Genomic DNA, 25,770 nt, shown 5'->3' on the forward strand with positions numbered 1-25,770 from the left:
AGGTTAACCTCTTCAAGAGCAATTACCGTGCCAACAACGCTTGGCTGCGGGCTCTAGTGGTTAACGTTGGGACGAGTGTAAGCGCATCCGACGCAGAGCTGCAAATGCGTTAACTTTGATGAACTGGCTCAATCGAGCTGAAGCGCGGTGAGCAGTGCTCGTCTTGCGGCGACCACCTGCTCGGTCAAAGCCTCGCTGCCCAGATCGGCCGGGTCGATCTGCTCGGGCCATGTTTGCGCGATGGTCTGTTCCAACAGGTCGGCCTTGGCTTCATCGAGAAGAAAGCGCGGATCGACGGTCGCGGAATCGCACACAACGCGCAGGCGCAGGCAGGCAGGACCGCCGCCATTGGCCATGCTTTGGCGCACATCGACAGGCACGACTTTGCGGATCGGGCCGTTGGAGGCGACCATCGCCTCGCAATAGGCCCAGACGCTTTCGCTCTCGCGGCATTCCTCGGGCACGATCAGCGCCATCGTGCCATCGGGCAGCGTCGTCAGCTGAGCGTTGAAGAGATAGGTGCGGATGGCTTCGTCGAGGCTTACCGCGCTGGAGGGAACCTCCACCACTTCGAGCGCGGGGAAGGCCGCGCGGATCGCGTCGTAGGCACCCGCTTGGTCAGCGAAAGCCTCCGCATGGGTGAACAACACACGCTCATTGGCGACCGAGACGACGTCATTGTGGAACGCGCCCGCTTCAATCGCGGCAGGGTTCTGTACGATGAAGACGCATTTGGCTGGGTCGAGTCCGTGTGAGCGAGCGATGAGCCGGCTGGCTTGTTCATGCTGTCGCGCCGGGAATCGTCCGCCGGGCCTGCCGTAGACGAACACTTCGACACCCGCGCTGCCATGCCCCTCACAGAAACGCATATGATTGGCCGCGCCCTCATCCCCGAAAGTGGCCGGGACGGCGGTGTGGATCGTGAAATGTTCCTTGTCTGCGAAGGCGATTTTGAGCTGCTGGGCCGTCTCATGCCATTCCTGCGCGCGGTGGAGCATGGTCACAAGGTTTGCCGGGGTCATGTGGCACTTGCAGTCCTTAGTATCCGGCGCCGGGCTGACTGTAGCGGCATTGGCGGTCCACATGCTCGACGCAGACCAAGGCACAGCGCGCAAGCTGGGGTCTTCCGTCCCGTCCAAGGCGAGGGCGGCCATCGTCGCGATATTGGGCCTGTGAAGCGGCAGCAGGAAGCCTTGCACACCCAGCCGCTCCAGATTGCCGCGCATCTTGGCGATCCCCTGCAAGGCAGCCGCACGCGGGTAGGAGGTGTTGCCGTGATGCTTGGCGCTCGCAATATTGCCGAGGCTCAGACCCGCATAATTGTGCGTCGGGCCGACAATCCCGTCGAAATTGATCTCTGTGAGCATTAGCGCGCGACGCTCCAGACCTTATCGCCCTCGGCGACGTCCAGAGCATCGGCAGCCGCTGAGTCAATCGCGATCCCGCCTTCGCCGTCCATCACCCGCGCGCCATAGCAGGCGCGGAAGTCGGAGAGGCGTCCGGTGGCGATAATCGCGCGCTCGCCTTCGTGCACGTCGAGGCCAGTGAGTGTTGCTTCGCTGCTGTCACGCACGCTCGTGACGCTGTCGGTCGGCGCGATCATGGTTGGGCCTCCGTCAAAAATGTCGACATAGCCTTCATAGCGGAAGCCCTCATTCTCCAGCATCCGCATCGCCGCGCGGCCTGTGGGATGAGGGACGCCGATTACGGAGCGCGCATCCTCGCCCAGCATCGCGATGTAGACGGGGTGCTTGGGCATCAAGTCGGCGATGAACTGGTTGCCATTGATGGCGTTGAAATAGTCCGCTTCCTGAAAGCCCATGCCGAAGAAGCGCCCCGCAACCCCGTCCCAGAAGGGTGATCCGCCGCGCTCATCAATGATCCCGCGCAGCTCCGCCAGCACCCGGTCCGCAAAGCGCGCGCGGTGCATGGCGATGAAGAGATAGCGGGAGCGGGCGAGCAACAGGCCAAGCCCCCCGGCGCGTTCATTGGGGTGGAGGAACAGTCCGCCAACCTCGCTCGATCCTTCCAGATCGGTGACGAGGCTGAGCAATTCGGCGCGCACCGTGCGGTCGAGTTCCTGGCTGTATTGGGTGAGCGTGTTGAGGCGGTAGGAGTAGAACGGCCATTGCTGCCCGACCTTGGTCATCAGCTGGCATGTGCCGCGCACAGCTTTGGACTTGGTATCCTCCAGCACCAACACGAATTGTTCGTCGACCAGCGTATCCTCAGTATTCTCAAAAGCGGCCTGCGCGCGTTCGAGCTTTGTGCCCAGCGCTTTTCGGTCAGCGGGCAGGTTGGTGAAACCCCCGCCGGTCAGCTTGGCCATCTCATAGAGGTGTTCCAGATCGGTCGAGCGCGCGGCGCGAAGGCGAAAGGTCAAATCTAGGGCTCCCCTTGGCGCGATAGACTGCGCCAGTGTCCTGCAAAGCCTACCCGTAGCGGGCGAAATCGCGCCTTCCAACCCCGCTTGCAATGGACCGCACGTTTCGCCATAGGCTGATCCCAAGTCCTCCTCCCCAGGCCCGTTAAACGGATCGATCTGAGGACTATCAATGACCACCATGAATTCCCCTATGATTGGGCGCGCTGGCCTCTCTGTGGATGAGGGTCTTGCCCATCTGCTCGAAACGCAAGTTCTGGCTCCATTAGGCCGGGATGCGGAAGCGTTTTGGCAGGGCTTCGCGACGCTGCTGGCGGATTTTGCTCCGCGCAATCAGGCGCTGCTGGCAAAGCGCGAGGACCTTCAGGCAATGATCGACGCATGGCATGTCGAGCGAGTGGGAAAGCCACATGACGCAGCGGAGTATCGCGCGTTTCTGGAGGAGATCGGCTATCTCGTGCCAGAGCCTGCTGACTTCCAGATTGGCACGCAGAACGTCGATCCTGAGATCGCGACGATGGCGGGCCCGCAGCTGGTGGTCCCGATCCTCAATGCCCGTTTCTTGCTGAACGCGGCCAATGCGCGTTGGGGTTCGCTCTACGACGCCTTCTACGGGACCGATGCGCTAGACGCTCCGCCCGCAAAGCCCGGCGGCTATGACGAGGAACGCGGGGCGGCGGTGATTGCGCGCGGTCGCGAGTTCCTCGATCAGGCCGTGCCGCTGGCAGAGGGCAGCTGGGCCGACCTCACTGACGCGACCCAAGGCATCGCTATCGCGGATGAGAGCCAATATGTCGGCGAGACCGAGAAGGGCCGTCTATTCGTCAACAATGGCCTCCACATCGAAGTGGTCTTCGACGCGTCCACGCCTGTCGGAGCGGGCGACAAACTCGGCATTGCGGACATCAACATCGAAGCCGCTCTCACCACCATTGCCGATTGCGAGGATTCGGTTGCGGCGGTTGATGGAGAGGACAAGTTGCTTGCCTACACCAACTGGCTCGGCATTATTCGCGGCGATCTGGAGGAGAGCTTTGAGAAGGGTGGGCGTACGCTCACCCGCAAGCTCAATGGCGACAAGACCTATCGCGATGGCTTTGGCAATGAGCACTCACTGCCGGGCCGCAGTCTGATGTTTGTGAGGAATGTCGGGCACTTGATGACCAATCCTGCGATCCGGCTTCAGGACGGCTCGGAGATCCCCGAGGGCATCATGGACGCGGTCTTCACCTCCGCGATCAGCACGCTGGACGTTGAAGGGCCCCATAAAGAAGGATTGGCGAAATACGGCAATTCGAAGCACGGCAGCATCTACATCGTGAAGCCCAAGATGCACGGGCCGGAGGAATGCGCCTTCACCAACGATCTGTTCGACGCAGTGGAAGACTTGCTGGGTCTTCCGCGTCACACGATCAAGGTCGGCGTGATGGACGAGGAACGCCGCACTTCCGCCAATCTCGGTGCCTGTATCCACGCGGTGAAGGACCGCATCGTCTTCATCAACACCGGCTTCCTTGACCGCACGGGGGATGAGATTCACACCTCGATGCAAGCGGGTCCGATGATGCGCAAGGGCGAGATGAAGTCGTCCGCATGGCTCGGCTCTTACGAGGCGCGCAATGTCGCGATTGGCCTCAAGCACGGCCTGTCGGGCAAGGCGCAGATCGGCAAGGGCATGTGGGCCGCGCCCGACCTGATGGGGCAGATGATGGTCGAGAAGATCGGGCATCTGCGCGCGGGCGCGAACACGGCGTGGGTGCCGTCTCCAACCGCCGCGACGCTCCACGCTTTGCACTATCATTCTGAGAACGTCTTCAACCTCCAGAAATCGCTGCCAGAGCCTGCGGGTCTCGACGCGCTGCTCTCGATCCCGCTGGCGCAGGGCACGAACTGGTCGGAGGAGGAACTGCGCGAGGAGCTCGACAATAATGCCCAAGGCCTGCTCGGCTATGTGGTGCGCTGGGTCGATGCGGGTGTGGGCTGCTCCAAGGTGCCGGACATCAACGATGTCGGCCTGATGGAGGACCGCGCGACGCTTCGCATCTCCTCCCAGCACATCGCCAACTGGCTGCTCCATGGCGTGGTCACTGAGGAGCAGGTGATGGACAGCCTCACCCGCATGGCTACCAAGGTCGACATGCAGAACTCAGGCGATCCCTCGTACCAGCCGCTGATCGGTAACGAGGACGCCCCCGCCTTCCGCGCGGCCAAGGATCTGATCTTCAAAGGCGCCCAGCAACCCTCTGGCTACACCGAACCGCTGCTCCACAGCTGGCGACAGGTGAAGAAGGCGCAAGGGGCGGTTTAGAGCCCATGCGACCTATTGCTTAGGGTCGATCTCGTCCCAATCCATGTCGAGTTCGCTGAGGTCGAATTCGAAGCCCATTTCCGCCTCTTCCAAGGCCTTGACCGCTTCGACACCCTCTTCAGCGAGCACTTTCAGCTTGGCGAGATCGTTATCGACAGCAGAGCTCATCATGGCGATCTCACCGGCGACCTCTTCATCCGACAAGTCGGGATCAAATTCGGCGCTCATCACCATTGTAACGCGGCAAGCGTTCTCGCCTGTCGGCTCAATCGTGTAGTCCTCAACTGATTTAACGAGCGCAAAGAGCTGCGGAACCATGACGCATTCGGCTTTGTGGCGTTGTCCGGGGACGCGTTCGAGCACCGTGAATTCGAAGACGGCGTCGTCGATCTCTTCAACGCTCATTGTGAAACGGCCGTCCGATCCCTTGAGCTGGGCGCCGCGTTGGGCATGCGCAAATCGCGGATCGGCAATGTCGATCAGAGGAAACACCTCGAGTGCCGGGCGACGAATCAAGACTTCGGCCTCGAACTCGACCGGACCTTCGATCATGCGCTTGTTTTTGTTGAACCCGAACAATGGATGGCTCCTTGGCAATGGCGAGTGACTACGCAACTTTACTTGGCAAGGCCTAACAATCCGTGACGTTATCGGTCGTCCGCTCTTCAATCCTCGCGCACGACAAGCGAGCGGCGTTTGCGGGCTGGTGCGCCTTTGGCTCGGTCGTTTGCCGAGCCGTCCATCTGTGCAAGGCTCTGCACACCGACGCGGAATTTGGCTTGAACGGTGGCGGCAAAGTCGGCCTGCGCTGGCGTGAGTTCGCCGGATACCTCCTGCGCCTCGATCCCCAGTTTCGCGCCCGACTTTGTGCCTGACTTCTTCTGCGCCTTACCCGTTTCGCGGGTGATATTGCCGAGCTTTTCATCGCCCAGCGGCGCGCCAAACTTGATCCCGCACATCTGCCCGCGCGACCAGACGATCTCGCAAAGAACCATGTCGTCGCCCATCACCAGCCTTGCCGTGGTGCCAGCGGGCGGCGGGGTTGGAGTCTCCAGCATCGCGCCATCGTCAGAGATATTGGTCATATGACACTCATGCTGCTCGCCCTTTGTCGCGAGCGTCACCGGAATTTCCGTAAGCATGCGGGTCGAGCGCCGCCGATCAATCTGATTGCGCGCAAGTGCCTCAAAACTCTTTGGCTCGACGATCTGGCCCATTTATCCCTCTTAACTGCACCCTTGGGAGGTCCGCCCGTGGCCTGCGTTATGAGGGGTTAAACCATTCGAATGTCTTGGCGAATTTGCTTACTCAAACTTAACCAAATGCCTTTGGCGGGTGGTCAGTATGGATGGCAGGGCGAAGGTTACTGTAACGCCCGCGCCACCGCGATAAACTCGTCGACGCTGACGGTTTCAGCGCGGCGGGTTGGGTCGATGCCAACCGTCTCGAGCGCATCGAGAGCACCATGCACCGACTTAAGGCTCTGGCGCAGCATTTTGCGACGTTGGCCAAAGGCGGCTTCGGTGAGGCGTTCGAGCGTGCGGGAGGAGACGCCTTCGGGCGCATCAGCAGGGGTCAGATGGACGATTGCGCTCATCACTTTGGGTGGCGGGGTGAAGGCGCTGCGGTGGACCTTCATCGCGAGCTTGGCGCAGGCGCGCCACTGGGCAAGGACGGCGAGGCGACCATAGGCGCTGGTGCCCGGCTTTGCGACGATCCGCTCCGCCACTTCGCGTTGGAACATCAGGGTGAGGGACAGCCACTGAGGGGGCCATGCTCTGTCATCCCCTTGGCCGCTCAGCCAACGTACAAAAAGCGCCGTGCCGACATTGTAGGGCAGGTTGGAGAGGACGTGGAAGGGCGCGCCATTCATCACTTCTGCGTGATCCAGCTTCATCGCGTCGCCTTGGATGACATTGAGCTGGCCGGGAAAGGCCTCTCCCAACTCCTCCAAAGCCGGCAGACACCGCGCGTCCATCTCGATTGCGGTCACATTCGCACCTGCTCTTAGCAAAGCGCGGGTGAGGCCTCCGGGACCGGGACCCACTTCGAGGACGCTCGCGCCTTTGAGATCTCCGGGAAGGGCCGCGATGCGGTCCAGCATTTGCTCGTCGAGGAGGAAGTTCTGGCCCAAGGCCTTGGACGCAGACAGGCCGTGGCGTTGGATCACCTCCCTGATCGGGGGCAGATCAGCCATTGCGCGCGGCCGCCCCGCGGGCAGCCACACAGTCGCTCGCCATGGCAAGCGCCGCCATCATGGCGCTGGGATTGGCTTTGCCGCTGCCGGCAATGTCAAACGCAGTGCCGTGGTCGGGCGAAGTGCGAATGATCGGCAGGCCCATCGTGACGTTGACGCCTTGGTCGAATTCCAGCGCTTTCAGGGGGATAAGCGCCTGATCGTGATACATGCACAAAGCCGCGTCATAGGACCGCCGCATCACAGGCGTGAACAAAGCGTCGCCCGGCACTGGCCCGACCGCGTGGAGGCCTTCTTCCTGCAAAGTCGCAATTGCAGGGGCAATCGCATGGGCCTCCTCATCGCCAAACTGACCGCCTTCGCCCGCATGGGGGTTGAGGCCCGCAATCGCGAGACGCGGCTCAGCAATCCCAAAGTCTCGTGCCAGGCCAGCGGCGATGATGCGCGCTTTGTGGGTGATGAGCTCAGGTGAGATCAGCCCCGGTACTTCGGACAGCGCGACATGGACGGTCAAAGGAACAGTCCGCAGCGATGGGCCTGCGAGCATCATCACTGCGTCTTCGGGCGCCATGCCACAAACCTGCGCCAGAAATTCGGTTTGGCCCGGATACTCAAAGCCCACTTTGCCTAGCTGGGCCTTGCTTACCGGAGCAGTCACCAGCGCGCTTGCCTTGCCGAGCAGCACTGCGCGGGTTGCCTCGGACAGCGAATAGAGCGCGAGCGCTGCGCCCTCATCATTCGGAGCGCCGGGCGTGTAGCTTGCATCCGCGCCTGCAATCACTGGCAGACCATCGGCGAAGGCGTGCGCTGCTTCCTCCGGCTGGTCGATGGGGATGATAGAGCACGCGCTTCCCGCCGCCTCGCTCGCCGCGCGGAGCACATCCACGCCGCCGACAACGAAGAAGGGGGCGCTGCTTGCCCTGAGGCGTTGATAGCTGGCGCAGATGATCTCCGGACCGATGCCCGCAGGATCACCCAAAGACACGGCCAAGGGCGAAACCGCTAATGGAAGCGTGCTCATGTCCCCCAAAGAGCCCCCAACTCAATCAGCGCCCTAGTTGTAGAGGATGTAGGCGTCGTTGCGCAGGTCACGCAGGTAACGCTGGGCGCGCTTGTTGATCCGCTCGCTCTCAATCGTGTTCATCACCGATTGGAAGTCCGGAGCGTTCTCCTGAGCTGGATCATCACGGCCACACAGCATCAGCACGCGCACGCCTTCTTCGATGTTACCGAAGGGCGGGGTGGTCTGACCGACCTGCATGTTGAGCAGGATGTTCTGCAATTGCTCGGGCAGTTGGCCGGCCTGGATCTGCTCGTTCGAGACCACATTGGCACCCAGCACGCTGCGCGCTGTTTCCGCCTCGCCGCAGCTGCGCAGCGATTGGATGAAGACGCCAAATTCGTCGATCTTGGCCGCAGCCTGTTCCTCGGTCGTGCCCGGTTCGAAGCCAATCGAGATTTGCTTGAGGCTGAGGATCGAAGCCTTTGGATCGGCCATCAGTACCTGACGGCGCTCAATCAGATAGACGATTGAATAGCCGCCCGGAATGGCAATCGGACCGACCAGCTGACCCGGCTGCATTTGCTGCACGGTTTGGGCCATCGCTTGCGGCAGGGTTGCAAGGCGTAGGAAGCCGGTGTCCCCGCCGCCCACTGCCGTCGAGGCCTCTGAGAATTGCCGTGCATAGGCGACAAAGCTGCCGCCCTGTTCCAGCTGCTGCATGATACGCTGCATGTTCTGGAGCACCGCATCGCGGTTCTCATCGGTCGCGTTCATGTAAATCTCGCCGAGGCGATATTCGTCAGTGCCGCGCGCTTCTTCGAGCCGCTCCAGCACGCCATTCACTTCCTCTGCCGAGACATTGACGAAGGGAGAGATATTGCGGCGGACAAGGTTCTCCCACGCAATTTCGCCTTCGATCTGGCGCTTGAGAGCGTTGGGCGAGGAGCCGATGGATACGAGATACTCGTCCATCCGCTCTGGCTGCTGGCCGAAATTCTGCGCGGCGAGCTGTTGGTAGGTCTGCTCCACTTCAGCGCGCGAAACCGGCATTTCCTGCGCGGCGGAGGCCTGAATTTTAAGCGTTTCGTCAATCAGGTTGCGCAGCACCTGGACGCGCAGGCGCTGAAGCTCTTCAGCGGAAACCTCTGTCTCAGCGGCGTTGGTGACAAGCGCGACGCGCTGGTCGATATCGGTCCCGGTGATGACATAGCCATTGACCACAGCGGTTGCGGTCCGCTCATTCGGGTTCTCGCTGCCATAGATCGTGAAGTCCGCAGGGATGCCCAGCGGGTTATCCGCCGTTGCCTGAGCCGGTGCAGGCGCGGCGTTTTGCGCGCTCGAAGGGATCGCGGCAAAGGCGAGCGATCCGAGCAAAGTGCCCGCAAGAGTGCTGGTCACAGCTTTGCGAAGAGTGGAATTAGCCATCAAAGTTTCGTCCATGATCTACGATAATTGTACCGTTCAAAGCGCATATAGGCGCCCCATCCGCGTCCCGTACAGCTCGTCTCCCGCATGCCGTCCCTCGGCTGAACGCAGGCTGAGTGTTAATGAGCGGCGCTTTAACCCCTTTTGCCGTGCATGCCAACGCAAGCTATCCACCGCTGCCCCGTGCCGAACTAGCGGAAGCCCAGATTTCGCAGCGCAAAGAACACCTGAAACGAGTTTCCGCGCTCTGCATCGCCTGCGGAGATAAAGTCGCGCCGCCAGGTTGCTCCGAATTCGATGCAATCGTCGCTGTAAGCGATACCAAGCCGGGTCCGAATAGGCTCAAACCCGTCCGGGCTGAAGACCGGGTCCTCTGCCGCGCTTGTCAGGTTGAAAACGCCGGAGCCGAACACCGACCAATGCCGCCCGATGGTAAAGCGCCCCGCTGCCCGGATTTCTTCGCGGTCGAGCAAATCCTCAACCGTCTGAATGTCGCGGTTGAGGCGTAGATAGCCCAGCTCCACATAATTGCGCTGCGAACCGATCGTGGCGTCAATCTCGTTCCGGCGTACAGCTAGGCTGTCCTTGTCGATGCGGAAGCGGTGGGTGAAGGCAATGAAGTTCTTGTAGCGAATTTCCGTCCGGCCCACGAAGTCAGAGACCCGCTCTGACAGGCCGGTGCCGTCGGGGAAGATCTCACGCTCATTGGTGAAGCGGTAGGATTGGCCCACCGTGGTCTCAACCCGCCAGCCCGGCCGCTCCAGCGACCAGTCGAGACCCCAAGTGACCCGCGTGCCATCCTCGACCCGGTCATATCCGGGGAAGCGGTTGAGCGCGAAGAGGTTGCTATCCTCCAAATCAATCGCGCGCGCATCTTCGTTGGGCACGGCGAGGTTGCGGATCGAGGGGCTGGCGACGACCTGAAGGCGCGGTTTCAGAACTTGCGTCCCGCCAAAGGCCTCACCCACGAAGGGCCACTCAACATCCACCGCAGCGGTCGCCACGCCGCGCGCGGTCCAGCCTTCATTGCCGCGATAGACAGCCGTCAGCGTCGAGAGCGTGTCATTGGTGTTGTAGACATCGCCGCGCACAAGGCCGGTGACCGTCACCAACTGCCCCATGCCTGTCAGCGCGCGCCTATCCCAGCGTGCGCCTGCAAAAGCGCGCTGCGTGTCCTGCCCTTCGTCCCGCACCAGAGCGAGCGTGTTGGCTTGCAGCTCCAATTGGCCACCCAGCACTGGATCGGCGAGGTTATAGCGATAATCGAAGGCGGGCAGGGCAAGCGGCACCTGGCCTTGCTCGGCATTGATCCGCAGGGTCTGCGTCGCCCAACCGGCAAGGCTGAGATAGGACTGGTCGTCAATCCGCTCCAGATTGAAGGTCGAGCGTAGGCGGTCATCGCGGCTAAGGTCATAGCGGCGCAGGAAGGTGCGGTCGCTGGCGAGCCGGATAGAGCCGGTGAGGCTCCACGCCTCGTCAAACTGGAACCGGCCATTGGCGAAGAGATAGCCGCGCGGGTCACTCCTTGCGGTTGGAGTTGCCCCGAAATTGGCAACGCGCTGGCTCGACGTTGCATAGCCGGTGATCTGATACGCGCCCTTGCCGGTCAAATGCCGCCATTGGGCAGAGATCATCGGCGCGACGTTGGAATAGACCCGCGTGCCCAGCGTCAGGTCCTGATTGTCGGCCACGCGCAGATAATATTCGCCCTGAACCTCCAGACCATTCACTTGGTCAATGCGGATATTGGGAACGAGAAAGCCGCTCTCCGCCCGGCCATCAGTGCGGATGGCGAGGCCGGGCAGCGGCAGAATGCGCGCTCCGAACAGCTCCAACACAGCGCCGGTAAAGCGCACGCGGTTGTCGCCCGGCGTGTAGGTCACGCGGTCAGCGGTGACGCGCCAAGATGGTTCCTTGTCGCAGCCTTCGCCATTGATGACAGCGCAAGCGGTGTAGGCGGCGTCTTCGAGCTGGACGGTGCCATCCTCACCGCGCTCAGCTGAGCGAGCCGCCAGCCGGCCACCAGCGCGCAAGGCGAGTAAAAGCTCATCCATCGCGCCCGCTTCGAACTGATCGTTGAGCGTGATGCTTTCCGTGAAGATCTGATTGCCGGTGTTGTCGACAAAGCGGACACTGCCGGTGGCGATGATTGAGCCGGTGTTGCGGTCCCACACGACGTTGCGGGCACGGACCGAGGCCCGGTCGGAGCGCAGGATGACATTGCCGCTGGCGATGATCCGTTCATTGGCGCTGTCATAGGCGACTTCGTCCGCCTCAAAGGTGACTTCCTCGCCTGACTGCGCCTCGCTCGTCGCATCAGGCGCGGGAGGTGTGTCCTCCAGCTCAATGACCTGCAGCGGCTGAATGCTCTCGCGCCTCTCGCGCGCTTCGTCGCTTTCATAATGATAGAGAAGCTCCTCGGCTTCCTCTTCAGTCACCAGTGGTTCTTCGCCGGACGCTTCCTGAGCGCTCAGCGGCGCGGCAAGCGCGCATAGAGCAACGCTCGCGCTTGCAAGAGCAAGCGGCCGAACTGTTGCGTGAAATCTGTGATGGCCACCAGCTGGGGTGCTGACCATGGAACCCTCCGACATGGCTTGCCTATTGCACCGCTGGCGCTTAATCGCAATCGCCATTCCCGGTCGTTCAACCATATGATTGATCACCGGAGCTTTTGACCCGCCGGATGCGGCGGCAGACATTCGGAGCTTCTATGCAAATCGTCTTCACCCAACCCTCGCCCGCAAATGTTCGACTGACCGCCCGCGTGGTCAATAAAGGCGATACACTCGCCGATCTTGAACCGGCGCTGAGCGAAGGGGCGGTTGTTGCCCGTTTTAAAGGTGGACCGGGTCAGGTTTTCGACGGATTTGCGACAATCGATGGATCGCTGGCGCGGGTCGGTATCGCCGGAGCAGGTGAGAAGGGGGCTGATGGCCGCGCTTTGAACCTCGAAAAAGCTGGCTCAGGCCTCGCTGCAAAATATCTGCGGTCGGGTGAGACTGAGATGGTGCTCGACCTTGGCGCAGCAGAGCTTTCGGGCGAGGAAGCCGCATCGGTGCTCACCGGCCTCAAACTGCGCAGCTGGTCGCACGACCAATATCGCACGAAGCTTGCCGCTGATAAGAAGGTGAGCCTTGATACGGTCCATGTCGTCAATGCACCCGAAGGCACCGAGGCAGCCTGGGCGCGCGAGGAAGCCATCACCAAGGGCGTTGAGTTCACCAAGAAGCTCGTCACCGAACCCGCCAACATCGTTTATCCCGAAAGCTTCGTCGCTTTGTGCAAGGAGGCCTTTGCAGGCACCGGCGCGGAAATCACTGTCCTGAACGAGGCGGAGATGGAAGAGCTGGGCATGGGCGCTCTTTTGGGTGTGGGCCAAGGCTCTCGGCGTGAATCGCAGCTGCTTGCGATCCGTTGGAATGGCGGCGCAGAGGGTGAGGCTCCCACTGTGCTGGTCGGCAAAGGCGTGACATTTGATACCGGCGGTATCTCGATCAAGCCCGCTCCCGGCATGGAAGACATGAAGTGGGACATGGGCGGCGCAGGCGCGGTGGCGGGCGGCATGCTTTCGCTCGTGTCTCGCAAGGCCAAGGCCAATGTCATCGGCGTGATGGGCCTCGTCGAGAACATGCCGGACGGCAATGCAATCCGCCCCGGCGACGTGCTCACCACGATGAGCGGGCAGACGGTCGAGGTCCTCAACACCGACGCGGAAGGCCGCTTGGTCCTGTGCGATGCGCTTCACTGGGCGCAAGAGCAGTACTCTCCGGCCCGCGTGATCGACTTTGCGACTTTGACCGGCGCCATGATTGTGGCGCTCGGCAACGAGCACGGCGGTGTCTTTGCCAATGATGATGATCTGGCCGACCAACTGGTCGCTGCGGGCAAGGCGACCGAGGACAAGCTGTGGCGCATGCCCATCGGCCCTGCCTACGACAAACTGATCGACAGCCCCATTGCCGACATGAAGAATATCGGTGGGCGCTGGGGCGGATCGATCACCGCCGCTCAATTCCTCCACCGCTTCATCAAGAAGGGCACCCCTTGGGCGCACTGCGACATCGCCGGAATGGTGTGGAGCGACAAGCCCGGCCATAACCACGACAAGGGTGCAACCGGCTACGGCGCGCGCCTGATCGACCGGCTGGTCGCGGACAATTTTGAAGGGTAAGGGAGCGCTTTCATCCCCAAAATGCGCAAAAAATCGGACCTACCGTCCAAGATTTGCGGAGCCTGCGGCTTGCCCTTCACATGGCGCAAGAAGTGGGAGCGGGACTGGGATAATGTGAAGTATTGCTCCGAGCGGTGTAAGCGCAACAAGAAGGCTTGTTAGCTTCGTGGCCGCGCCACCCGCTCCCTCCACCCTTCCACCCGGATCATACTCCGGTGTGAAAATCCGGGTGGAAGGGTGGAGGGAGCGGGTGGCTTGGTCTAGTCAGACAAAATGAAAATCGATTTCTGGCAGCTCTCGCGCGATCCGGTGGAGAAGGTCGTCACGCTTATCGCGCAAAAGGTGATGGGTGAGGGTGAGCGGCTGTTGGTGGTCAGCAAGGATGCAGACCAGCGCGCCGCAATCTCCAAAGAGCTTTGGGCGGCGGGGCCGGACAGTTTCCTCGCCAATGGTGAAGCCACCGCCCCCGGTGCGGACAAGCAGCCGATCCTGCTCGCAGGCGAACTCCAGACTGACAACTCAGCCAGCCACGTCATCTATGCCGACGGACAATACCGCGAACCTGAAGGTTTCGCACGTGCCTTCCTCTTGTTTGACGAGGGCACGGTGGAGGCCGCCCGTGGCACCTGGCGCAGCCTTGATGGGCAAGAGGATTTGGAGCGCGCCTTTTTCCGGCAGGATGGCGGCAAGTGGGTGAAGGTCGCCTGAGCGGCTTGCGTGCAATCACCGCTTGGGTAACAATCATCCGTCAGCAATGGGAGCAAAGCCGATGAAACGTCTCGCCAAAACTGCCACAATTGTGACCGCCACGCTCGCTCTCGTCGCCTGCGGGTCGGAGACATCCGGCACCTTCACCACGGAAGATGGCGAAAGCGGCGAATACTCAATCGACAGCGACACGGGCGAAACCTCGGCTAGCGTCATGACGGATGAGGGGCTGACTACATTGCGGTCCGGTTCAACCGTCGAAGTCACCGATCTGCCCGGCGGTTTCACCGTCTATCCGGGCGCGACTATCGTCGCCAACACGATTGTTGAGCGCGCAGATGGCAGCGGCAGCATGATCATGTTCGAAACCGGCGACGCGCCCGAAGATGTCGCCGCGCATTACCGCACAGAGGCTGAAGCAGCAGGCGTCCCCATCGAAGCGGATGCCTCGATCAACGGAGGCATCTTCGTCACGGGGCAGGGGGACAATGGCATCGTCTTCTCGATCTCTGCCGGGCGCGATGCTGAAGATACCGGCTCTGATGATGTGACCACCGGCCAGTTGATGGTTGCCCAAGACGTTGTGGAGTGACTGGGTGGAGTGATCGGGCGGATGCCTCGAGCGAGTATCGGGCTTGAACTTGTACGCCGCCAAGGCTAGAGGCGCGCGCAATTCATCCCCTTGCGAGAGGTCTTTCCCTCGCGCACTCAACTCCAAGGAACACTGACATGGCGGTCACCCGCACTTTCTCGATCATCAAGCCCGACGCAACCAAGCGTAACCTCACCGGCGCTGTCACCGCAAAGCTGGAAGAAGCCGGCCTGCGCGTCGTCGCTTCCAAGCGCATCCACATGAGCCGCGAGCAGGCCGAAGGTTTCTACGCCGTCCACAAAGAGCGTCCCTTCTTCGGCGAACTCGTCGACTTCATGATGAGCGAGCCGGTTGTCGTCCAAGTGCTCGAAGGCGAAGACGCCGTGAAGCGCAACCGCGACGTGATGGGCGCGACCAACCCCGCCGAAGCCGCAGAAGGCACGATCCGCAAGGAATTCGCGCTCTCCATCGGCGAAAACACCGTCCACGGTTCGGACAGCGAAGAGAACGCAGCGATCGAAATCGCCTTCTTCTTCAACGACGACGAAATCGTCGGCTAGGCATTTACCATGCAGGTGAAGAGCCACCGCAGGTATTTTGGAAAGGGGCTGCCTTGCTGGGCGGCCCCTTTTGCGTTGTTCGGGGCGCTGGTTCCCGCGGGCCTTGCATCCGCTCAGCCGGTTGAGGCTGCGGGCGATGACATCGACGCCTGCATCATCGCAGAGCGTTTCGAATGGGGCTTTGCCAGCGTCACCCGCAATCCCTATCACTTCGACCGTTTCATCGTCGAAGCCGAATTCCTCACTGATATCGAAGGGTCCGACGGCTCGCTCTCAAGCGTGCAGATGTCGACCATCATTCCTGAAGAATTCACCGTCGAAGACATCGATCAACGGATCAATTCGCTCGGCGTGACCTTGCAGTTTGGCAACGCCCAATTGGTCGATGCTCCCACGCTGATCTACTACAATCGCGAGAATACGATCCCTGTCGATGTGGCTCCGGGCAAGCTCGTCTATCCGCGCTATCTGCGCGATGATGACCGCCTTACGATTGGCCTCGTGATGGGGGATCTGGAGCGGCAGATGCACTTCGGACCTGCCTACCCACCGGTTGAGTACCTCACTTGGATCGCGAAGCGCGTTGGCACCAGCTACGACGACCAAGAAGTCATCGATTCAGGCGAGATCCCCCTCGCACCGATCTGGCAAGCGCGCGATGATGTACGCGGATTGCTGGCCCGGTGGATTGAGGTGAGCGAGGCAAATCGCTGCCAGTAAAGCGGCTCAGGCGCTCGGTTCAAACCGCTGCAATTGTTCCGAATGTCCGGTGTGATGGCCAGAGGCGCTGCGCTCCATCTCGGTACGCATTGCGGCGAGGGCTGGCTCGGACAGCTCCAGCCCCAGATCAGAGTAACAGCGCCGCACCGCGCTCTCCCAATCCGCGTTTAGAGCATCGAAGTCGAGCCGCGCGATAGCGCCTCTCCAACTGCCCAGCGCCTTCGCCATCCGCTCCTCGCGAAGGGCGATCTTGTGCTGCCACAGCGCCTCAATCCGCTCCATTTGACAGCTGTCTGACTGCACAGCCATCTGGTTGGCGGAGAGTGAAATTGCGCTCTTCAGCACTGCAGAGCGATCCCGCGTCGCCACCACCAGCCGCGCATCGGGGAACTCGGCGAGCAGGGCAGGCAAGTCCTCGGCAAAGGCGGGGACTTTCATCACGCGCGGGCGATCCGCAATTGCGCGATGGGCTGCATCGGTGCGCAAGATGCGGGCAAATTCGCGGTATATGGGGAGGGAAACGCGCGCCTCACTCCATGCCGAGTAGCTGGGAATATGCCACTGCGATTCGTAGATCGAGTGGTGGAGCGCGGCGGAAATCCATGCGAGCTCCTCCTCCACCTCAGCCGGGGCCATCGGGTGGATCGACTGCATCCACGGATTGAGCGCGCCCAGCATAGCCAGCTCAAATGCTGCCTTGAACCGGTTCATGCCCCGCATGCCGGGCACAGGGTGGAAGGCATCCTGATAGCGCGTGTGCGAATGGGCCGGATCGCTCGCGAGCAGCTTGTGAATTCGCGTCGTGCCGCTGCGCATATGGCCCACAACGATGATCGGCGGGGCGAGCTGGGTCCGGAGGATAGAGGGGTGCTCCGCCCACACTTTACCCAGCGCCAACCGGTTTTTGATCGCGCGCGTCAACTGCCCCCACGCCATCGCTTTGCCGAGCGGATTGAGGTCAGCCTCTTCGCGCACAGCTTGGGAGAGGCGCTCCAATCGCTCGCGGAAATCGGCGACATCTTGCGCCTCACGCCCGCCGCCCTCTGCCTTGTAAGCACCATCGCCAAAGGGTTTCGCTGCAATCGCCCACAGCGCCTCGGGGGCCAATTCCGGAGGACGCAGCCAGCCGCGCGTCCAGGCCTTGTCCAGAAACTCGCTCGCCCGCTCCGCCAGACGCCCGCGCGCCAGCGGATGATCGCGGACGGGCAGAGCTTTGCGGCGTGCCATCAAAACTGGTCCGCCGCGTCGAGGAGCTTGGTGAGCCGAGCAGGCGCTACGCTGCGCCATGATCGTTGGAGCCACTCAGCCACATGCTCCCAGTCCACACTGGGCCGGTTTAGGATCAGGCCAACCCAACCGCTCGCGCCGTAGAAGGCAGGCTTGTAATAGGTGTCGGGCTGTTCCTCAATCAGCGTCATCAGCTCGTCCATGCCGCTGGTTTTGACCAGCAGTGCGATGTGATCGGAGCCGTGATGTTGGTCACTGAAATAGGCGAAGTATTTGCCCGATTTCTCCGAGCCGACCCGAAAGCCGGGCGCGCCGTGGCTCTCACGCTCATGCGTTTCGGGCAAGGCCAGGGCGAGGTCGCGCAGGCGGCCAAGCAGATAGTCTGGATTGCTGCTGCGCGAGACATAATCGGCAACCGCACGCGGGTAGAGCTGGTGCTCGGCGGCCTTGACCCGCTCGGCCAGTGTGTCGGGCGTGTCACCTTCTGCAATCGCGACGCGGACCTGTGCGAGGACATCGCCTGCATCGAGCTCGGCGGTGACGATGTGCACGCTCGATCCTGCATGGCTGTCGCCCGCTTCGATGGCGCGTTTGAATGTGTGGAGGCCCTTGTATTTCGGCAGCAGGGAGGGGTGGATGTTGAGGATCCGGCCAGCCCATCGCTCGACAAAGCCCTCCGACAAGATGCGCATAAATCCCGCCAGCACGATGGTCTCCGCGCCAGACTTGACCACCGCCGCCTCCATCGCCGCGTCGTGATCCTCGCGGCTGTGACCCTTATGCGAGTGGACGAAGGTCTCGATCCCTTCGAGTCTTGCCAGCTCCAGCCCCGCCGCATCCGCATTATTGCTGGCGACGAGCACGATTTCGTAGGGGCAATCCTCCAGCCGGCTCGCATAGAGCAGCGCCGCCATGTTGGAGCCTGTGCCCGAGATAAAGACCGCGATTTTGGCTTTGTCGGCCATCTCTCTCATCCGTCATGCTGAACTTGGTTCAGCATCCATGACTTGGCGGTCCCCAGCAGCATTGGTCTTCGCGATGGACCCTGAACCGAGTTCAGGGTGACGAGCGGGTGGGTCCCAACTCGCTCAAGCATTGTGCGTCGCGCTCCAATCCTCGCGTCCTCCCCATGTGCCTTGCGATCCGCGCACAGTGCAGCCTTTATCGCCGCCCGCAATTTCGCCGACCTTGAACACAGTCTCTCCCGACGCTTCGAGCGCCTGCGTCACGTCTGCCACTTCGTCCGCTGCGACCGCCAGAACCATGCCGACGCCGCAATTGAAGGTGCGCGCCATCTCTTCAGGCTCAATCGCGCCTTGGGCTTGCAGGAAGGCCATCAAGCGCGGCTGCTCCCACAGATCGGCATCGACGGTTGCGTGAGCGCCATCGGGCAGGATGCGCGGGATGTTCTCGAGCAGACCTCCGCCAGTGATATGCGCCAGAGCGTTGATCTTGCCCGCGCGCACCAGCGGCAGCAGGCTTGCGACGTAAATGCGCGTCGGCTCGATCAGAGCGTCGATCAGAAGACGTTCCGCATCAAACAGGGCAGGGCGGTCGAGCTTCCAACCCTTATCCTCAGCCAAGCGTCGCACAAGCGAGTAGCCGTTGGAGTGCACGCCGCAGCTTGCAAGGCCGAGCAATACGTCTCCGGCCGCAACCTTCTCGCCCGTCAGCTGTTCACCGCGCTCCACCGCGCCAACGCAGAAGCCGGCGAGATCGTAGTCGCCATCGGCGTACATGCCCGGCATCTCCGCCGTCTCGCCTCCGATCAGAGCGCATCCGGCCTGCTTGCAGCCATCCGCGATTCCCGCGACGACGCGCTCGGCAATGCCGTTTTCCAGCTTTCCGGTGGCGAAATAGTCGAGGAAAAACAGAGGTTCTGCGCCTTGGACGATCAGATCGTTGACGCACATGGCGACCAGATCGATCCCGACGCTGTCGTGCCGGTCATGCTCAATCGCGAGCTTCAGCTTGGTGCCCACCCCATCATTGGCCGCGACCAGCAATGGGTCAGCGTAGCCGGCGGCCTTGGGGTCAAAGAACCCGCCGAAACCGCCCAGCTCGCTGGTGGCTCCGGGACGCGCTGTGGCCTTGGCCAGTGGGGCGATGGCTTTGACCAAAGCGTTGCCTGCATCGATCGAGACACCGGCATCGGCGTAAGTGTATGGGGAATTCTTGCCTGTCATGCGCCATGCTTTACCCTTTCAGGCTTGGAATTCCACGTCGCATTGGGCAAAGACGGGTCAGATTTCCCCGATGGAAACACTGATGGCTAACAGCGCGCATCTTTCTGGCCCCAATTGGAAGGTCCTTCCCAGCCTGCGATGGCTGATCGCAAGCGTTATTGCCCTTGCGCTGCTGGGTGGTGGATTCGCGCTTGTCATGGCGCAGGTGGCTGGTGACCGAGGGATCGCTCCCACCGCTTCAAGCGCCGATGTCGAAGTGCGCGGGATCGAAGTGGATGTGCGCGCTGAAAGCGGCCTTGCTGCACGCGATCAGGCGTGGCGACAGGCCCAGCGAGAGGCGTGGCGGCGGGTCGGTGGCCCGGCGATCAATGATAGCCAGCTGTCGGGCATGGTCTCCGCCATCGTCATCCAGCGTGAGCGGATTGGGCCAAAGCGCTATGTTGCGACTCTGGGCGTGACGTTCGACCGTCAGCGCGCAGGGCGCTTCCTGGGCGGTGCGACGCGTGCCCGCGCTTCGGCTCCGATGCTCGTCATTCCGGTGACGGTGAGCGGCGGGGCTTACACCACGTTTGAGAGCCGCAATCCCTGGCAGCGCGCCTGGGCAGAGTTCAATCCGGGCACGAGCCGCATCGATTATGTCAGGCCGAGTGGGGCAGGGGGCGATTCGCTGCTGCTCAATTACGGTCAGGCCGGACGCCGCAGCCGCGCTTGGTGGCGCACGACGCTCGATCAGTTTGGCGCGGCGGATACGCTGGTTCCTATTGCGCGGTTGGAGCACCAGTTCCCCGGCGGTCCGATCACCGGCACCTTCACCGCGCGTTACGGCCCCGACAGCACTTTCCTTGAAAGTTTCACGCTCGAAGCAAGCGGACCCGGAGAGCTGCCCGATATGCTGGGCGATGCGGTCGAGCGGCTCGACGCGATTTATGAAGAGGCGCTGGTTGCCGGCAAGCTGAAGCCCGATCCCACTCTGCGCGAAGGCGGCTCGGGCCGTGTGGACCCAGCTTTGGCGCGCTTGATTGAGATCGGCCAAGCGATCCGTGCCCGCGACCGTGCGGCGGCAGAGGCGGCAGCTGCAGGCGCGCAGCCCTCGACCGGCCCGCAATTGCCAGCGCAACCCACGGTTGAGACGGTGCAAACCCGCTCGGTCGCGGTCCAATTCGCTACGCCCGACCCGATGGCCTTCGATGCGACCTTGTCGGCCATGCGGCAGGTTTCCGGCGTGCGCGGCGTTGCTGTGACCAGCACCGCGATGGGCGGCACGTCGGTGATGAGTGTGAGCTATGAGGGCGATACGTCCGCCCTTGCAGCGGCTCTGCGAGCGCGCGGCTTCAACGTGCGTGAGGGCAACAACACGCTCGCGATCAGCCGCTAACCGGCGCTCCAAGCGATTGGCCATGGCGATGCCGCAAACCAAACCATCCCAGATTGCACTGCCTTTGGTGCCTGATAGCGCCGGTGCCGCGCGCCGGATCGTAATCGGAAACGCCAACCAAGCGGTGATTGAGGCTCTGCAAGCGCCAGAAAGCTGGCCGTTCCACACTGCTGTCCTCACTGGGCCTGAACGCTCGGGCAAAAGCCTGTTGGCACGCTGGGCGCAAGGGCAGAGGATCGAAGTGATCGACGGCGCGGATGCTGAGGAAGAGGACGCGATCTTCCACCGCTGGAACGCGGTGCAGCAAGGGGGCTCGCGCGCAGGGCAGCCGCTCTTACTGGTCGCCGACACAACCCCTTGGGAGATCACACTCCCCGACCTCAAATCGCGCCTTGGAGGCTCTCTCCAGCTCGAAATCGGTGAACCTGACGATGCGATGGCGGCGGCGTTGATAGAGGCGCATGCAGAGGCGCGCGCGCTAACTTTGGGGCAGGGCGCGGCCGATTATCTCGTGCCTCGCACCCGCCGATCCTTCGCCGATCTCGAGGCATTGGTCGCCACGATTGACCGCATCAGCCTTGAACGCGCAAGCCCTGCTACCATGTCTGTTTGGAGAGCCGCGCTAGAAGCTTTGCATGGCCCGGACCAACAAAAGCTGTTGTAGCAGCTATTTGCTTTTGCGCGTGATTGGTGGGAGAAACTGACCCATGTTCGACAGTCTCAAAGCCTATCTGGACTCCGTTCACAGCCGCGATCCCGCGCCGCGTTCGCGGTGGGAGATCATGCTCTATCCCGGCGTCTGGGCGCTCGGTTTTCACCGCGTGGCGCATTGGCTGTTTGAAGCGAAGCTCTATTTCCTGGCCCGCATGGTCAACCACACGGGCCGCTTTCTTACCTCGATCGACATCCATCCCGGCGCCACTATCGGGAAGAACTTCTTCATCGACCACGGCTTCACTGTGATCGGAGAGACGGCTGAGATTGGCGACAATGTCACCATCTACCAATGCGTGACTTTGGGCGGCACCAACCCCACCAACGGCAAAGGCGGCAAGCGTCACCCGACGATTGAGGACAATGTCATCATCGGCTCTGGGGCGCAGGTCATCGGCCCAATCACGGTGGGCGAACGCTCCCGCATCGGCGCCAATGCCGTGGTGATGGAGGAAGTCCCAGCTGGCGCCACCATGGTCGCAGTCAAGGCGCGCTCAACACTCGTCCCGGCAGAAGACTGGATCAAGGAGTTCATCCCCTACGGCACACCGCTCGCAATGGAGTGCGAGGATGAGGACGGCAACCGCGTCGATTGCATTGAGAAGCTTGAGAACGAACTGGCGGCGATGAAGGCCGAAATCGCGCAATTGAAGGCAAGCCAGCAACAAGCCGACGCCCCGGCCCAGACCTCCTTCGACCTCGGCAAGAAAAGCGGAACTGCTGACTGATGAGTGCAGGTTCCGGTTCAACCGGCCAGATTGTTCAGTTCCCGGGTAAGCCAGGCGCGCAAGTCGGCTTCGACCGTGAGGAGCTGCAACGCATCCTCGACCTTTATGGCCGCATGGTCGCGGCCGGTGAATGGCGCGACTACGCGATGGACTTCGACAAAAACGCCGCGACCTTCGCAGCCTTCCGCCGCACCGCCGAGCGCCCGCAAGCCCGGATCGAAAAACGCCCCAGCCTTCGCAATAAGCAAGGCATGTACACGCTGTTCGGAGAGCACGGACAGGTGCTCAAACGCGGCTCAGAGCTTGCCAATGTGCTCGCCCCGATGGAGCGGCGCTTGGTCAAAGCGGTCGACGATTAAAGGGGCCGATTAAGCGCGGATCGCAGCGGCAGGCGCAGCGGCGTCTTCGGTCGCGGGCAGCTTGGCTTGCAGCTCTGCGGGCAGCACTCCCACCACGCTCCGCCGGATCGGTTGCCAGAAGGCGGAGAGGCTAAGCAGAGCCGAGCCGATGACCAAAGCCGTCAGCGCAAAGTTCAGCTCCACCGCTCCAAACTCGCGGAACAGGAAGGTGAGCGCGAACAGCACATAGGCGAGGGCAGAGACCAGCAAAGCGCGCCGGTCGATGGCGAGCGCGACAAGGCCGAACACGATGTAAACCGCCAGCACGACAAAGGCCGAGCCAACGCCAACATAATCGCCCTCTGTCACGCCCAGCAGCGCGAAGACAGAGTGCGCAATCATCGGCGCGGCCAGCAAATGGAGCCAGAAGGCAACGTCTGAGCGGCGCGTGATCCGCTCGCGGTCGGACACGTCCCAGCGCATGGCGAGGCTAAAGACCACGAGTCCAGCGGCCAGAACCGCGAACAGAAACCCGGTGCTATCCGCCTCGATCTGCAAGACTGAAAGGAAAGCCAGCAGCAAGGCGATCACACCGGCGCCGACCCCGGCCGCAACGGTGATCGGCACCTGGAAGCGCCGCCAGTGGAGATAGGCCGCCCCGCAAGCAAACAGGCCTGACGCAATCGCGAACACCGCGCCAACAGGCTCGTTCCCCGATATGCCAAAGCCCATCCCTGCGCTGAACACGGTCACGAACACTCCGATCACAAAGGCGAGCAGGAGCAGGATCGAAGGCAGCGCCATGCGCCGTTTGCGGGTGAAAAACTCCGCCAGAGGCCACGCGGTGCCGGCGACAAATATGGCGGCGAGAGAGAGGGAGACGGCGTTGTGCATGTCCTGCGCCGCCCAATATTGATCAAGGCTCTGATCGCCAAAATCGGAGAGCATGCCGGGTTCGGGCGCAATCAAACCTCCGATCGCCTGCCCAATCGCTCCCATCGCGACCAGCAGGATCACCACGCCAATCGCGACGAAGATGTCGTTGAAGCTGTTGATCAGGCGAAAGTTCTCCTCCGATTGTCTCGGTAGCTCTCGCCTTGCGCTCATATGCGCGCGGAACGCCTCGGCGGCCTCAGCGCTCAAGGCACCAGCGGCGACGGCGGAGTTGATGTCTTCTTCGGAGTACATTGCTTTGCTTCTCCCTGTTGGCGGAGAAGCTACGCCCAAGTGTATTGTTATGTCAACACACCCGCACCTGATACAAAACGGCCCCCGAACTCAAAAAGAGCGCGAGGGCCATCTTGATTGCGCTTCTGGCGTGTTACCCGAGTCGTTAGCCTCTGGCGCTATCTGGACCTGCACCGGTCACTTTTTGCATCGCTTTCAGGATCGCGCCCGATTGCTCGCTGCCCGATTGCGGGGCAACGAGGTTGGTGAACGAGCTGATGTCGTCCCAACGGTCGGCAAAGCCTTCAACGGTGCGCTCGCCATCGGGCAGCCACACGGCGTCGTTCATCACCACCCATGACGAGTGATAGCCGCCTGCGCCCGCGCCGATGATGGCGTTGGTGGGCGAGTCCTCGCTGACGAGGTAAAGTGCGGCCGGAACCACGTTCACCGGATCAAACAGCTTGAACGCTTCTTCGGGGAACAGGTCTTCGGTCATGCGCGTGCCGGCAACCGGTGACAGCGAGTTCACGCGGATGTTGTATTTCGCGCCTTCGAGCTGGAGCGTCTTGGTGAGGCCAGCAAGGCCAAGCTTCGCCGCGCCATAGTTTGCCTGGCCAAAGTTGCCGAACAGGCCGGTCGAGGAAGCGGTCATCAGCACGCGGCCATAGGCCTGCTCGCGGAAGGTTTCCCAGCATGCCTTGGTGACGAAGGCCGATCCGGTGAGGTGCACCTTTAGGACAAACTCGAAGTCGTCCGGGGTCATCTTGTGGAAGGTCTTGTCCCGCAGCACGCCTGCATTGTTGATCAGGATGTGCACGCCGCCCCACTTTTGCTTGGCGTCGGCGACCATCTTTTCCATCTGCTCATATTCGGTGACCGAGCCGCCGTTCGACATCGCTTCGCCGCCCATGGCTTCGATCTCTTCGACGACCTTCAGCGCCATGTCGGAGTGACCGGTGCCATCGCGTGCGCCGCCCAGATCGTTGACGACAACCTTCGCGCCGCGGCGGGCGAGTTCAAGCGCATATTCACGGCCCAGACCGCCGCCGGCTCCGGTGACGATCGCTACTTTATCTTTGAAGTCGATGCTCATGGGGTGAGATCCTTTCCGTCCTGCATGTGTGTTCTTGACCCGCTTTACGCGAGCGTAAACTTACCGTGGGCGCTGGGTGACAGGATTTGTGCTGCGATGCAACAGGAAGCGTGCCCGACGTCGCGCGTCGTAAGGTCAATCGTTCAAGATCAGAGCTTCTCGAGAGCGGGGATGAGTTCTCTGAGCGAATCAATCACCGCATCTGCGCCCAGTTCACCCGGTGGCTTGTCGCAATATCCGTAAGCGGCGGCGATCACCGGCACGTCTGCCGCGCGCGCGGCGTTCACGTCGTAGGTGGAGTCGCCGACGAAGGCGATGCTTGCCGCAACACAGCGCTTTTGCGCCTCCCAAATGGGTTCGGGATGCGGTTTGGAGATGTACTTGCTGTCCGCTCCTTTGCCCATCGTATTGCCGCCGATGACGGTCTCAAACGGGTCAATAAAATCGATTTGGGTGAGGATTGAGCGGGCGAATTCTTCAAACTTGTTGGTGACCACTGCAACTTTGACCCCGCGCGCTTTCAGCTCGGCCACCACCTCGCGGGCATGGGGGTAGGGGGCGGAGTGGACCGCGTTGTTCTCTGCGTAGAAAGCGAGCATCTTTTTATAGAGCGCGTGGAATTCGTCGTCAGGCAAACCGCCCTGGGCCTCAATAGCCTTAGCCAGCATGATCTTCGCCCCGCCGCCGATCAGGTCTTTTGAGCTGTCCACCGGCACAGGCTCAAACCCACCGAACCCCAGCGCATGGTTCACCGCTTCGCCAAGATCGCGGAACGTGTCGAGCAGGGTTCCGTCGAGGTCGAAACCCACCGCTTCAAATGGAAAATCAGCCATCTGCGCCGCGTGGCATCGCCGACACAAAACCGCAAGCAA

25 protein-coding genes are annotated in these 25,770 nt (G+C 61.8%); 11 read left to right on the forward strand and 14 right to left on the reverse strand.

What is annotated here, in order from left to right; genetic code table 11:
- Positions 1-128: 128 nt before the first annotated feature.
- Entirely contained in the window at positions 129-1,367 is a 1,239-nt protein-coding gene (locus AC0V6X_RS03045) for an N-succinylarginine dihydrolase (RefSeq protein WP_486183121.1), read from the reverse strand.
- Positions 1,367-2,383: an arginine N-succinyltransferase gene (locus AC0V6X_RS03050; protein WP_486183122.1), complete on the reverse strand. Its 1,017-nt coding sequence runs from the start codon at positions 2,381-2,383 to the stop codon at positions 1,367-1,369. The genes AC0V6X_RS03045 and AC0V6X_RS03050 overlap by 1 nt, the downstream gene beginning before the upstream one ends.
- Before the next feature lie 172 nt (positions 2,384-2,555).
- Between AC0V6X_RS03050 and AC0V6X_RS03055 the strand changes: the two genes are divergently transcribed.
- Positions 2,556-4,691, forward strand: coding sequence for a malate synthase G (locus AC0V6X_RS03055; RefSeq protein WP_486183123.1), 2,136 nt, complete (start codon positions 2,556-2,558; stop codon positions 4,689-4,691).
- A gap of 12 nt (positions 4,692-4,703) precedes the next feature.
- Here AC0V6X_RS03055 and AC0V6X_RS03060 read toward each other — a convergent pair whose 3' ends face one another.
- From AC0V6X_RS03060 to AC0V6X_RS03085, 6 genes are all read right to left on the reverse strand, one after another.
- Positions 4,704-5,270, reverse strand: a complete 567-nt coding sequence (locus AC0V6X_RS03060) for an SRPBCC family protein (RefSeq protein ID WP_486183124.1) — start codon at positions 5,268-5,270, stop codon at positions 4,704-4,706.
- Positions 5,271-5,356: 86 nt separating this feature from the next.
- Entirely contained in the window at positions 5,357-5,908 is a 552-nt protein-coding gene (locus AC0V6X_RS03065) for a PilZ domain-containing protein (RefSeq protein ID WP_486183125.1), read from the reverse strand.
- A gap of 146 nt (positions 5,909-6,054) precedes the next feature.
- Positions 6,055-6,888: a 16S rRNA (adenine(1518)-N(6)/adenine(1519)-N(6))-dimethyltransferase RsmA gene (rsmA, locus tag AC0V6X_RS03070; RefSeq protein ID WP_486183126.1), complete on the reverse strand. Its 834-nt coding sequence runs from the start codon at positions 6,886-6,888 to the stop codon at positions 6,055-6,057.
- Positions 6,881-7,909, reverse strand: a complete 1,029-nt coding sequence (pdxA, locus tag AC0V6X_RS03075; protein WP_486183127.1) for a 4-hydroxythreonine-4-phosphate dehydrogenase PdxA — start codon at positions 7,907-7,909, stop codon at positions 6,881-6,883. The genes rsmA and pdxA overlap by 8 nt, the downstream gene beginning before the upstream one ends.
- Positions 7,910-7,942: 33 nt before the next feature.
- A complete protein-coding gene (locus tag AC0V6X_RS03080) occupies positions 7,943-9,316 on the reverse strand; it encodes a peptidylprolyl isomerase (protein ID WP_486183128.1) in 1,374 nt (457 codons plus the stop codon).
- 191 nt (positions 9,317-9,507) lie between these two features.
- Positions 9,508-12,015: an LPS-assembly protein LptD gene (locus AC0V6X_RS03085; protein ID WP_486183129.1), complete on the reverse strand. Its 2,508-nt coding sequence runs from the start codon at positions 12,013-12,015 to the stop codon at positions 9,508-9,510.
- A gap of 11 nt (positions 12,016-12,026) precedes the next feature.
- Between AC0V6X_RS03085 and AC0V6X_RS03090 the strand changes: the two genes are divergently transcribed.
- The 6 genes from AC0V6X_RS03090 (at position 12,027) to AC0V6X_RS03115 (ending at position 16,067) form a co-directional block, all read left to right on the forward strand.
- Positions 12,027-13,487 carry a leucyl aminopeptidase gene (locus AC0V6X_RS03090; RefSeq protein ID WP_486183130.1) on the forward strand — a complete coding sequence of 487 codons (1,461 nt, stop codon included), beginning with the start codon at positions 12,027-12,029 and terminating at the stop codon, positions 13,485-13,487.
- A gap of 21 nt (positions 13,488-13,508) precedes the next feature.
- Positions 13,509-13,649 carry a DUF2256 domain-containing protein gene (locus AC0V6X_RS03095; protein ID WP_486183131.1) on the forward strand — a complete coding sequence of 47 codons (141 nt, stop codon included), beginning with the start codon at positions 13,509-13,511 and terminating at the stop codon, positions 13,647-13,649.
- A gap of 111 nt (positions 13,650-13,760) precedes the next feature.
- Positions 13,761-14,195, forward strand: coding sequence for a DNA polymerase III subunit chi (locus AC0V6X_RS03100; protein ID WP_486183132.1), 435 nt, complete (start codon positions 13,761-13,763; stop codon positions 14,193-14,195).
- A 61-nt stretch (positions 14,196-14,256) separates the two neighbouring features.
- Complete coding sequence (locus tag AC0V6X_RS03105; protein ID WP_486183133.1) at positions 14,257-14,787, forward strand: hypothetical protein; 531 nt, start codon at positions 14,257-14,259, stop codon at positions 14,785-14,787.
- Positions 14,788-14,924: 137 nt separating this feature from the next.
- A complete protein-coding gene (gene ndk, locus AC0V6X_RS03110; protein ID WP_486183134.1) occupies positions 14,925-15,347 on the forward strand; it encodes a nucleoside-diphosphate kinase in 423 nt (140 codons plus the stop codon).
- Between the two features lie 75 nt (positions 15,348-15,422).
- Positions 15,423-16,067, forward strand: coding sequence for a hypothetical protein (locus AC0V6X_RS03115; RefSeq protein ID WP_486183135.1), 645 nt, complete (start codon positions 15,423-15,425; stop codon positions 16,065-16,067).
- A gap of 6 nt (positions 16,068-16,073) precedes the next feature.
- Here AC0V6X_RS03115 and AC0V6X_RS03120 read toward each other — a convergent pair whose 3' ends face one another.
- The 3 genes from AC0V6X_RS03120 to purM form a co-directional block, all read right to left on the reverse strand.
- Positions 16,074-17,294 (reverse strand): sulfotransferase family protein, encoded by a 1,221-nt coding sequence (locus AC0V6X_RS03120; protein ID WP_486183136.1) that lies wholly within the window; start codon positions 17,292-17,294, stop codon positions 16,074-16,076.
- Positions 17,294-18,259, reverse strand: coding sequence for a phosphoribosylglycinamide formyltransferase (gene purN, locus AC0V6X_RS03125; RefSeq protein ID WP_486183137.1), 966 nt, complete (start codon positions 18,257-18,259; stop codon positions 17,294-17,296). The genes AC0V6X_RS03120 and purN overlap by 1 nt, the downstream gene beginning before the upstream one ends.
- Positions 18,260-18,382: 123 nt before the next feature.
- Complete coding sequence (purM, locus tag AC0V6X_RS03130; protein WP_486183138.1) at positions 18,383-19,480, reverse strand: phosphoribosylformylglycinamidine cyclo-ligase; 1,098 nt, start codon at positions 19,478-19,480, stop codon at positions 18,383-18,385.
- An 82-nt stretch (positions 19,481-19,562) separates the two neighbouring features.
- On the opposite strand from purM, the gene AC0V6X_RS03135 reads away from it, so the two are divergent.
- Genes AC0V6X_RS03135 through AC0V6X_RS03150 form a run of 4 tightly spaced genes read left to right on the forward strand, consistent with a single transcriptional unit; the run spans position 19,563 to position 22,656 of the window.
- Positions 19,563-20,855, forward strand: coding sequence for a heavy-metal-associated domain-containing protein (locus AC0V6X_RS03135; protein WP_486183139.1), 1,293 nt, complete (start codon positions 19,563-19,565; stop codon positions 20,853-20,855).
- A gap of 22 nt (positions 20,856-20,877) precedes the next feature.
- Positions 20,878-21,519: an HdaA/DnaA family protein gene (locus AC0V6X_RS03140; RefSeq protein ID WP_486183140.1), complete on the forward strand. Its 642-nt coding sequence runs from the start codon at positions 20,878-20,880 to the stop codon at positions 21,517-21,519.
- 43 nt (positions 21,520-21,562) lie between these two features.
- Positions 21,563-22,297 carry a serine O-acetyltransferase EpsC gene (gene epsC / locus AC0V6X_RS03145; protein ID WP_486183141.1) on the forward strand — a complete coding sequence of 245 codons (735 nt, stop codon included), beginning with the start codon at positions 21,563-21,565 and terminating at the stop codon, positions 22,295-22,297.
- Positions 22,297-22,656 (forward strand): DUF2794 domain-containing protein, encoded by a 360-nt coding sequence (locus AC0V6X_RS03150; RefSeq protein ID WP_486183142.1) that lies wholly within the window; start codon positions 22,297-22,299, stop codon positions 22,654-22,656. The genes epsC and AC0V6X_RS03150 overlap by 1 nt, the downstream gene beginning before the upstream one ends.
- 9 nt (positions 22,657-22,665) lie before the next feature.
- Here the strand turns inward: AC0V6X_RS03150 and AC0V6X_RS03155 are convergent, their stop codons facing one another.
- From AC0V6X_RS03155 to AC0V6X_RS03165, 3 genes are all read right to left on the reverse strand, one after another.
- Complete coding sequence (locus AC0V6X_RS03155) at positions 22,666-23,823, reverse strand: hypothetical protein (protein WP_486183143.1); 1,158 nt, start codon at positions 23,821-23,823, stop codon at positions 22,666-22,668.
- A gap of 145 nt (positions 23,824-23,968) precedes the next feature.
- Complete coding sequence (locus AC0V6X_RS03160) at positions 23,969-24,898, reverse strand: SDR family NAD(P)-dependent oxidoreductase (protein WP_486183144.1); 930 nt, start codon at positions 24,896-24,898, stop codon at positions 23,969-23,971.
- 149 nt (positions 24,899-25,047) lie between these two features.
- Positions 25,048-25,731: an HAD hydrolase-like protein gene (locus tag AC0V6X_RS03165; protein ID WP_486183145.1), complete on the reverse strand. Its 684-nt coding sequence runs from the start codon at positions 25,729-25,731 to the stop codon at positions 25,048-25,050.
- Positions 25,732-25,770 lie beyond the last annotated feature (39 nt).

This window comes from Erythrobacter sp. S267, assembly GCF_057365045.1.

What these genes read in the sequence shown, in the direction of transcription:
- AC0V6X_RS03045 (WP_486183121.1), bottom strand. Translation starts at nt 1,367, where the DNA reads ATGCTCACAGAGATCAATTTCGACGGGATTGTCGGCCCGACGCACAAT.
- AC0V6X_RS03120 (WP_486183136.1), bottom strand. Translation starts at nt 17,294, where the DNA reads ATGGCACGCCGCAAAGCTCTGCCCGTCCGCGATCATCCGCTGGCGCGC.
- AC0V6X_RS03135 (WP_486183139.1), top strand. Translation starts at nt 19,563, where the DNA reads ATGGCTAACAGCGCGCATCTTTCTGGCCCCAATTGGAAGGTCCTTCCC.
- purM (WP_486183138.1), bottom strand. Translation starts at nt 19,480, where the DNA reads ATGACAGGCAAGAATTCCCCATACACTTACGCCGATGCCGGTGTCTCG.
- AC0V6X_RS03100 (WP_486183132.1), top strand. Translation starts at nt 13,761, where the DNA reads ATGAAAATCGATTTCTGGCAGCTCTCGCGCGATCCGGTGGAGAAGGTC.
- AC0V6X_RS03165 (WP_486183145.1), bottom strand. Translation starts at nt 25,731, where the DNA reads ATGGCTGATTTTCCATTTGAAGCGGTGGGTTTCGACCTCGACGGAACC.
- ndk (WP_486183134.1), top strand. Translation starts at nt 14,925, where the DNA reads ATGGCGGTCACCCGCACTTTCTCGATCATCAAGCCCGACGCAACCAAG.
- AC0V6X_RS03080 (WP_486183128.1), bottom strand. Translation starts at nt 9,316, where the DNA reads ATGGCTAATTCCACTCTTCGCAAAGCTGTGACCAGCACTCTTGCGGGC.
- AC0V6X_RS03140 (WP_486183140.1), top strand. Translation starts at nt 20,878, where the DNA reads ATGGCGATGCCGCAAACCAAACCATCCCAGATTGCACTGCCTTTGGTG.
- pdxA (WP_486183127.1), bottom strand. Translation starts at nt 7,909, where the DNA reads ATGAGCACGCTTCCATTAGCGGTTTCGCCCTTGGCCGTGTCTTTGGGT.
- AC0V6X_RS03155 (WP_486183143.1), bottom strand. Translation starts at nt 23,823, where the DNA reads ATGTACTCCGAAGAAGACATCAACTCCGCCGTCGCCGCTGGTGCCTTG.
- purN (WP_486183137.1), bottom strand. Translation starts at nt 18,259, where the DNA reads ATGGCCGACAAAGCCAAAATCGCGGTCTTTATCTCGGGCACAGGCTCC.
- rsmA (WP_486183126.1), bottom strand. Translation starts at nt 6,888, where the DNA reads ATGGCTGATCTGCCCCCGATCAGGGAGGTGATCCAACGCCACGGCCTG.
- AC0V6X_RS03065 (WP_486183125.1), bottom strand. Translation starts at nt 5,908, where the DNA reads ATGGGCCAGATCGTCGAGCCAAAGAGTTTTGAGGCACTTGCGCGCAAT.
- epsC (WP_486183141.1), top strand. Translation starts at nt 21,563, where the DNA reads ATGTTCGACAGTCTCAAAGCCTATCTGGACTCCGTTCACAGCCGCGAT.
- AC0V6X_RS03055 (WP_486183123.1), top strand. Translation starts at nt 2,556, where the DNA reads ATGACCACCATGAATTCCCCTATGATTGGGCGCGCTGGCCTCTCTGTG.
- AC0V6X_RS03150 (WP_486183142.1), top strand. Translation starts at nt 22,297, where the DNA reads ATGAGTGCAGGTTCCGGTTCAACCGGCCAGATTGTTCAGTTCCCGGGT.
- AC0V6X_RS03105 (WP_486183133.1), top strand. Translation starts at nt 14,257, where the DNA reads ATGAAACGTCTCGCCAAAACTGCCACAATTGTGACCGCCACGCTCGCT.
- AC0V6X_RS03085 (WP_486183129.1), bottom strand. Translation starts at nt 12,015, where the DNA reads ATGTCTGCCGCCGCATCCGGCGGGTCAAAAGCTCCGGTGATCAATCAT.
- AC0V6X_RS03095 (WP_486183131.1), top strand. Translation starts at nt 13,509, where the DNA reads ATGCGCAAAAAATCGGACCTACCGTCCAAGATTTGCGGAGCCTGCGGC.
- AC0V6X_RS03090 (WP_486183130.1), top strand. Translation starts at nt 12,027, where the DNA reads ATGCAAATCGTCTTCACCCAACCCTCGCCCGCAAATGTTCGACTGACC.
- AC0V6X_RS03160 (WP_486183144.1), bottom strand. Translation starts at nt 24,898, where the DNA reads ATGAGCATCGACTTCAAAGATAAAGTAGCGATCGTCACCGGAGCCGGC.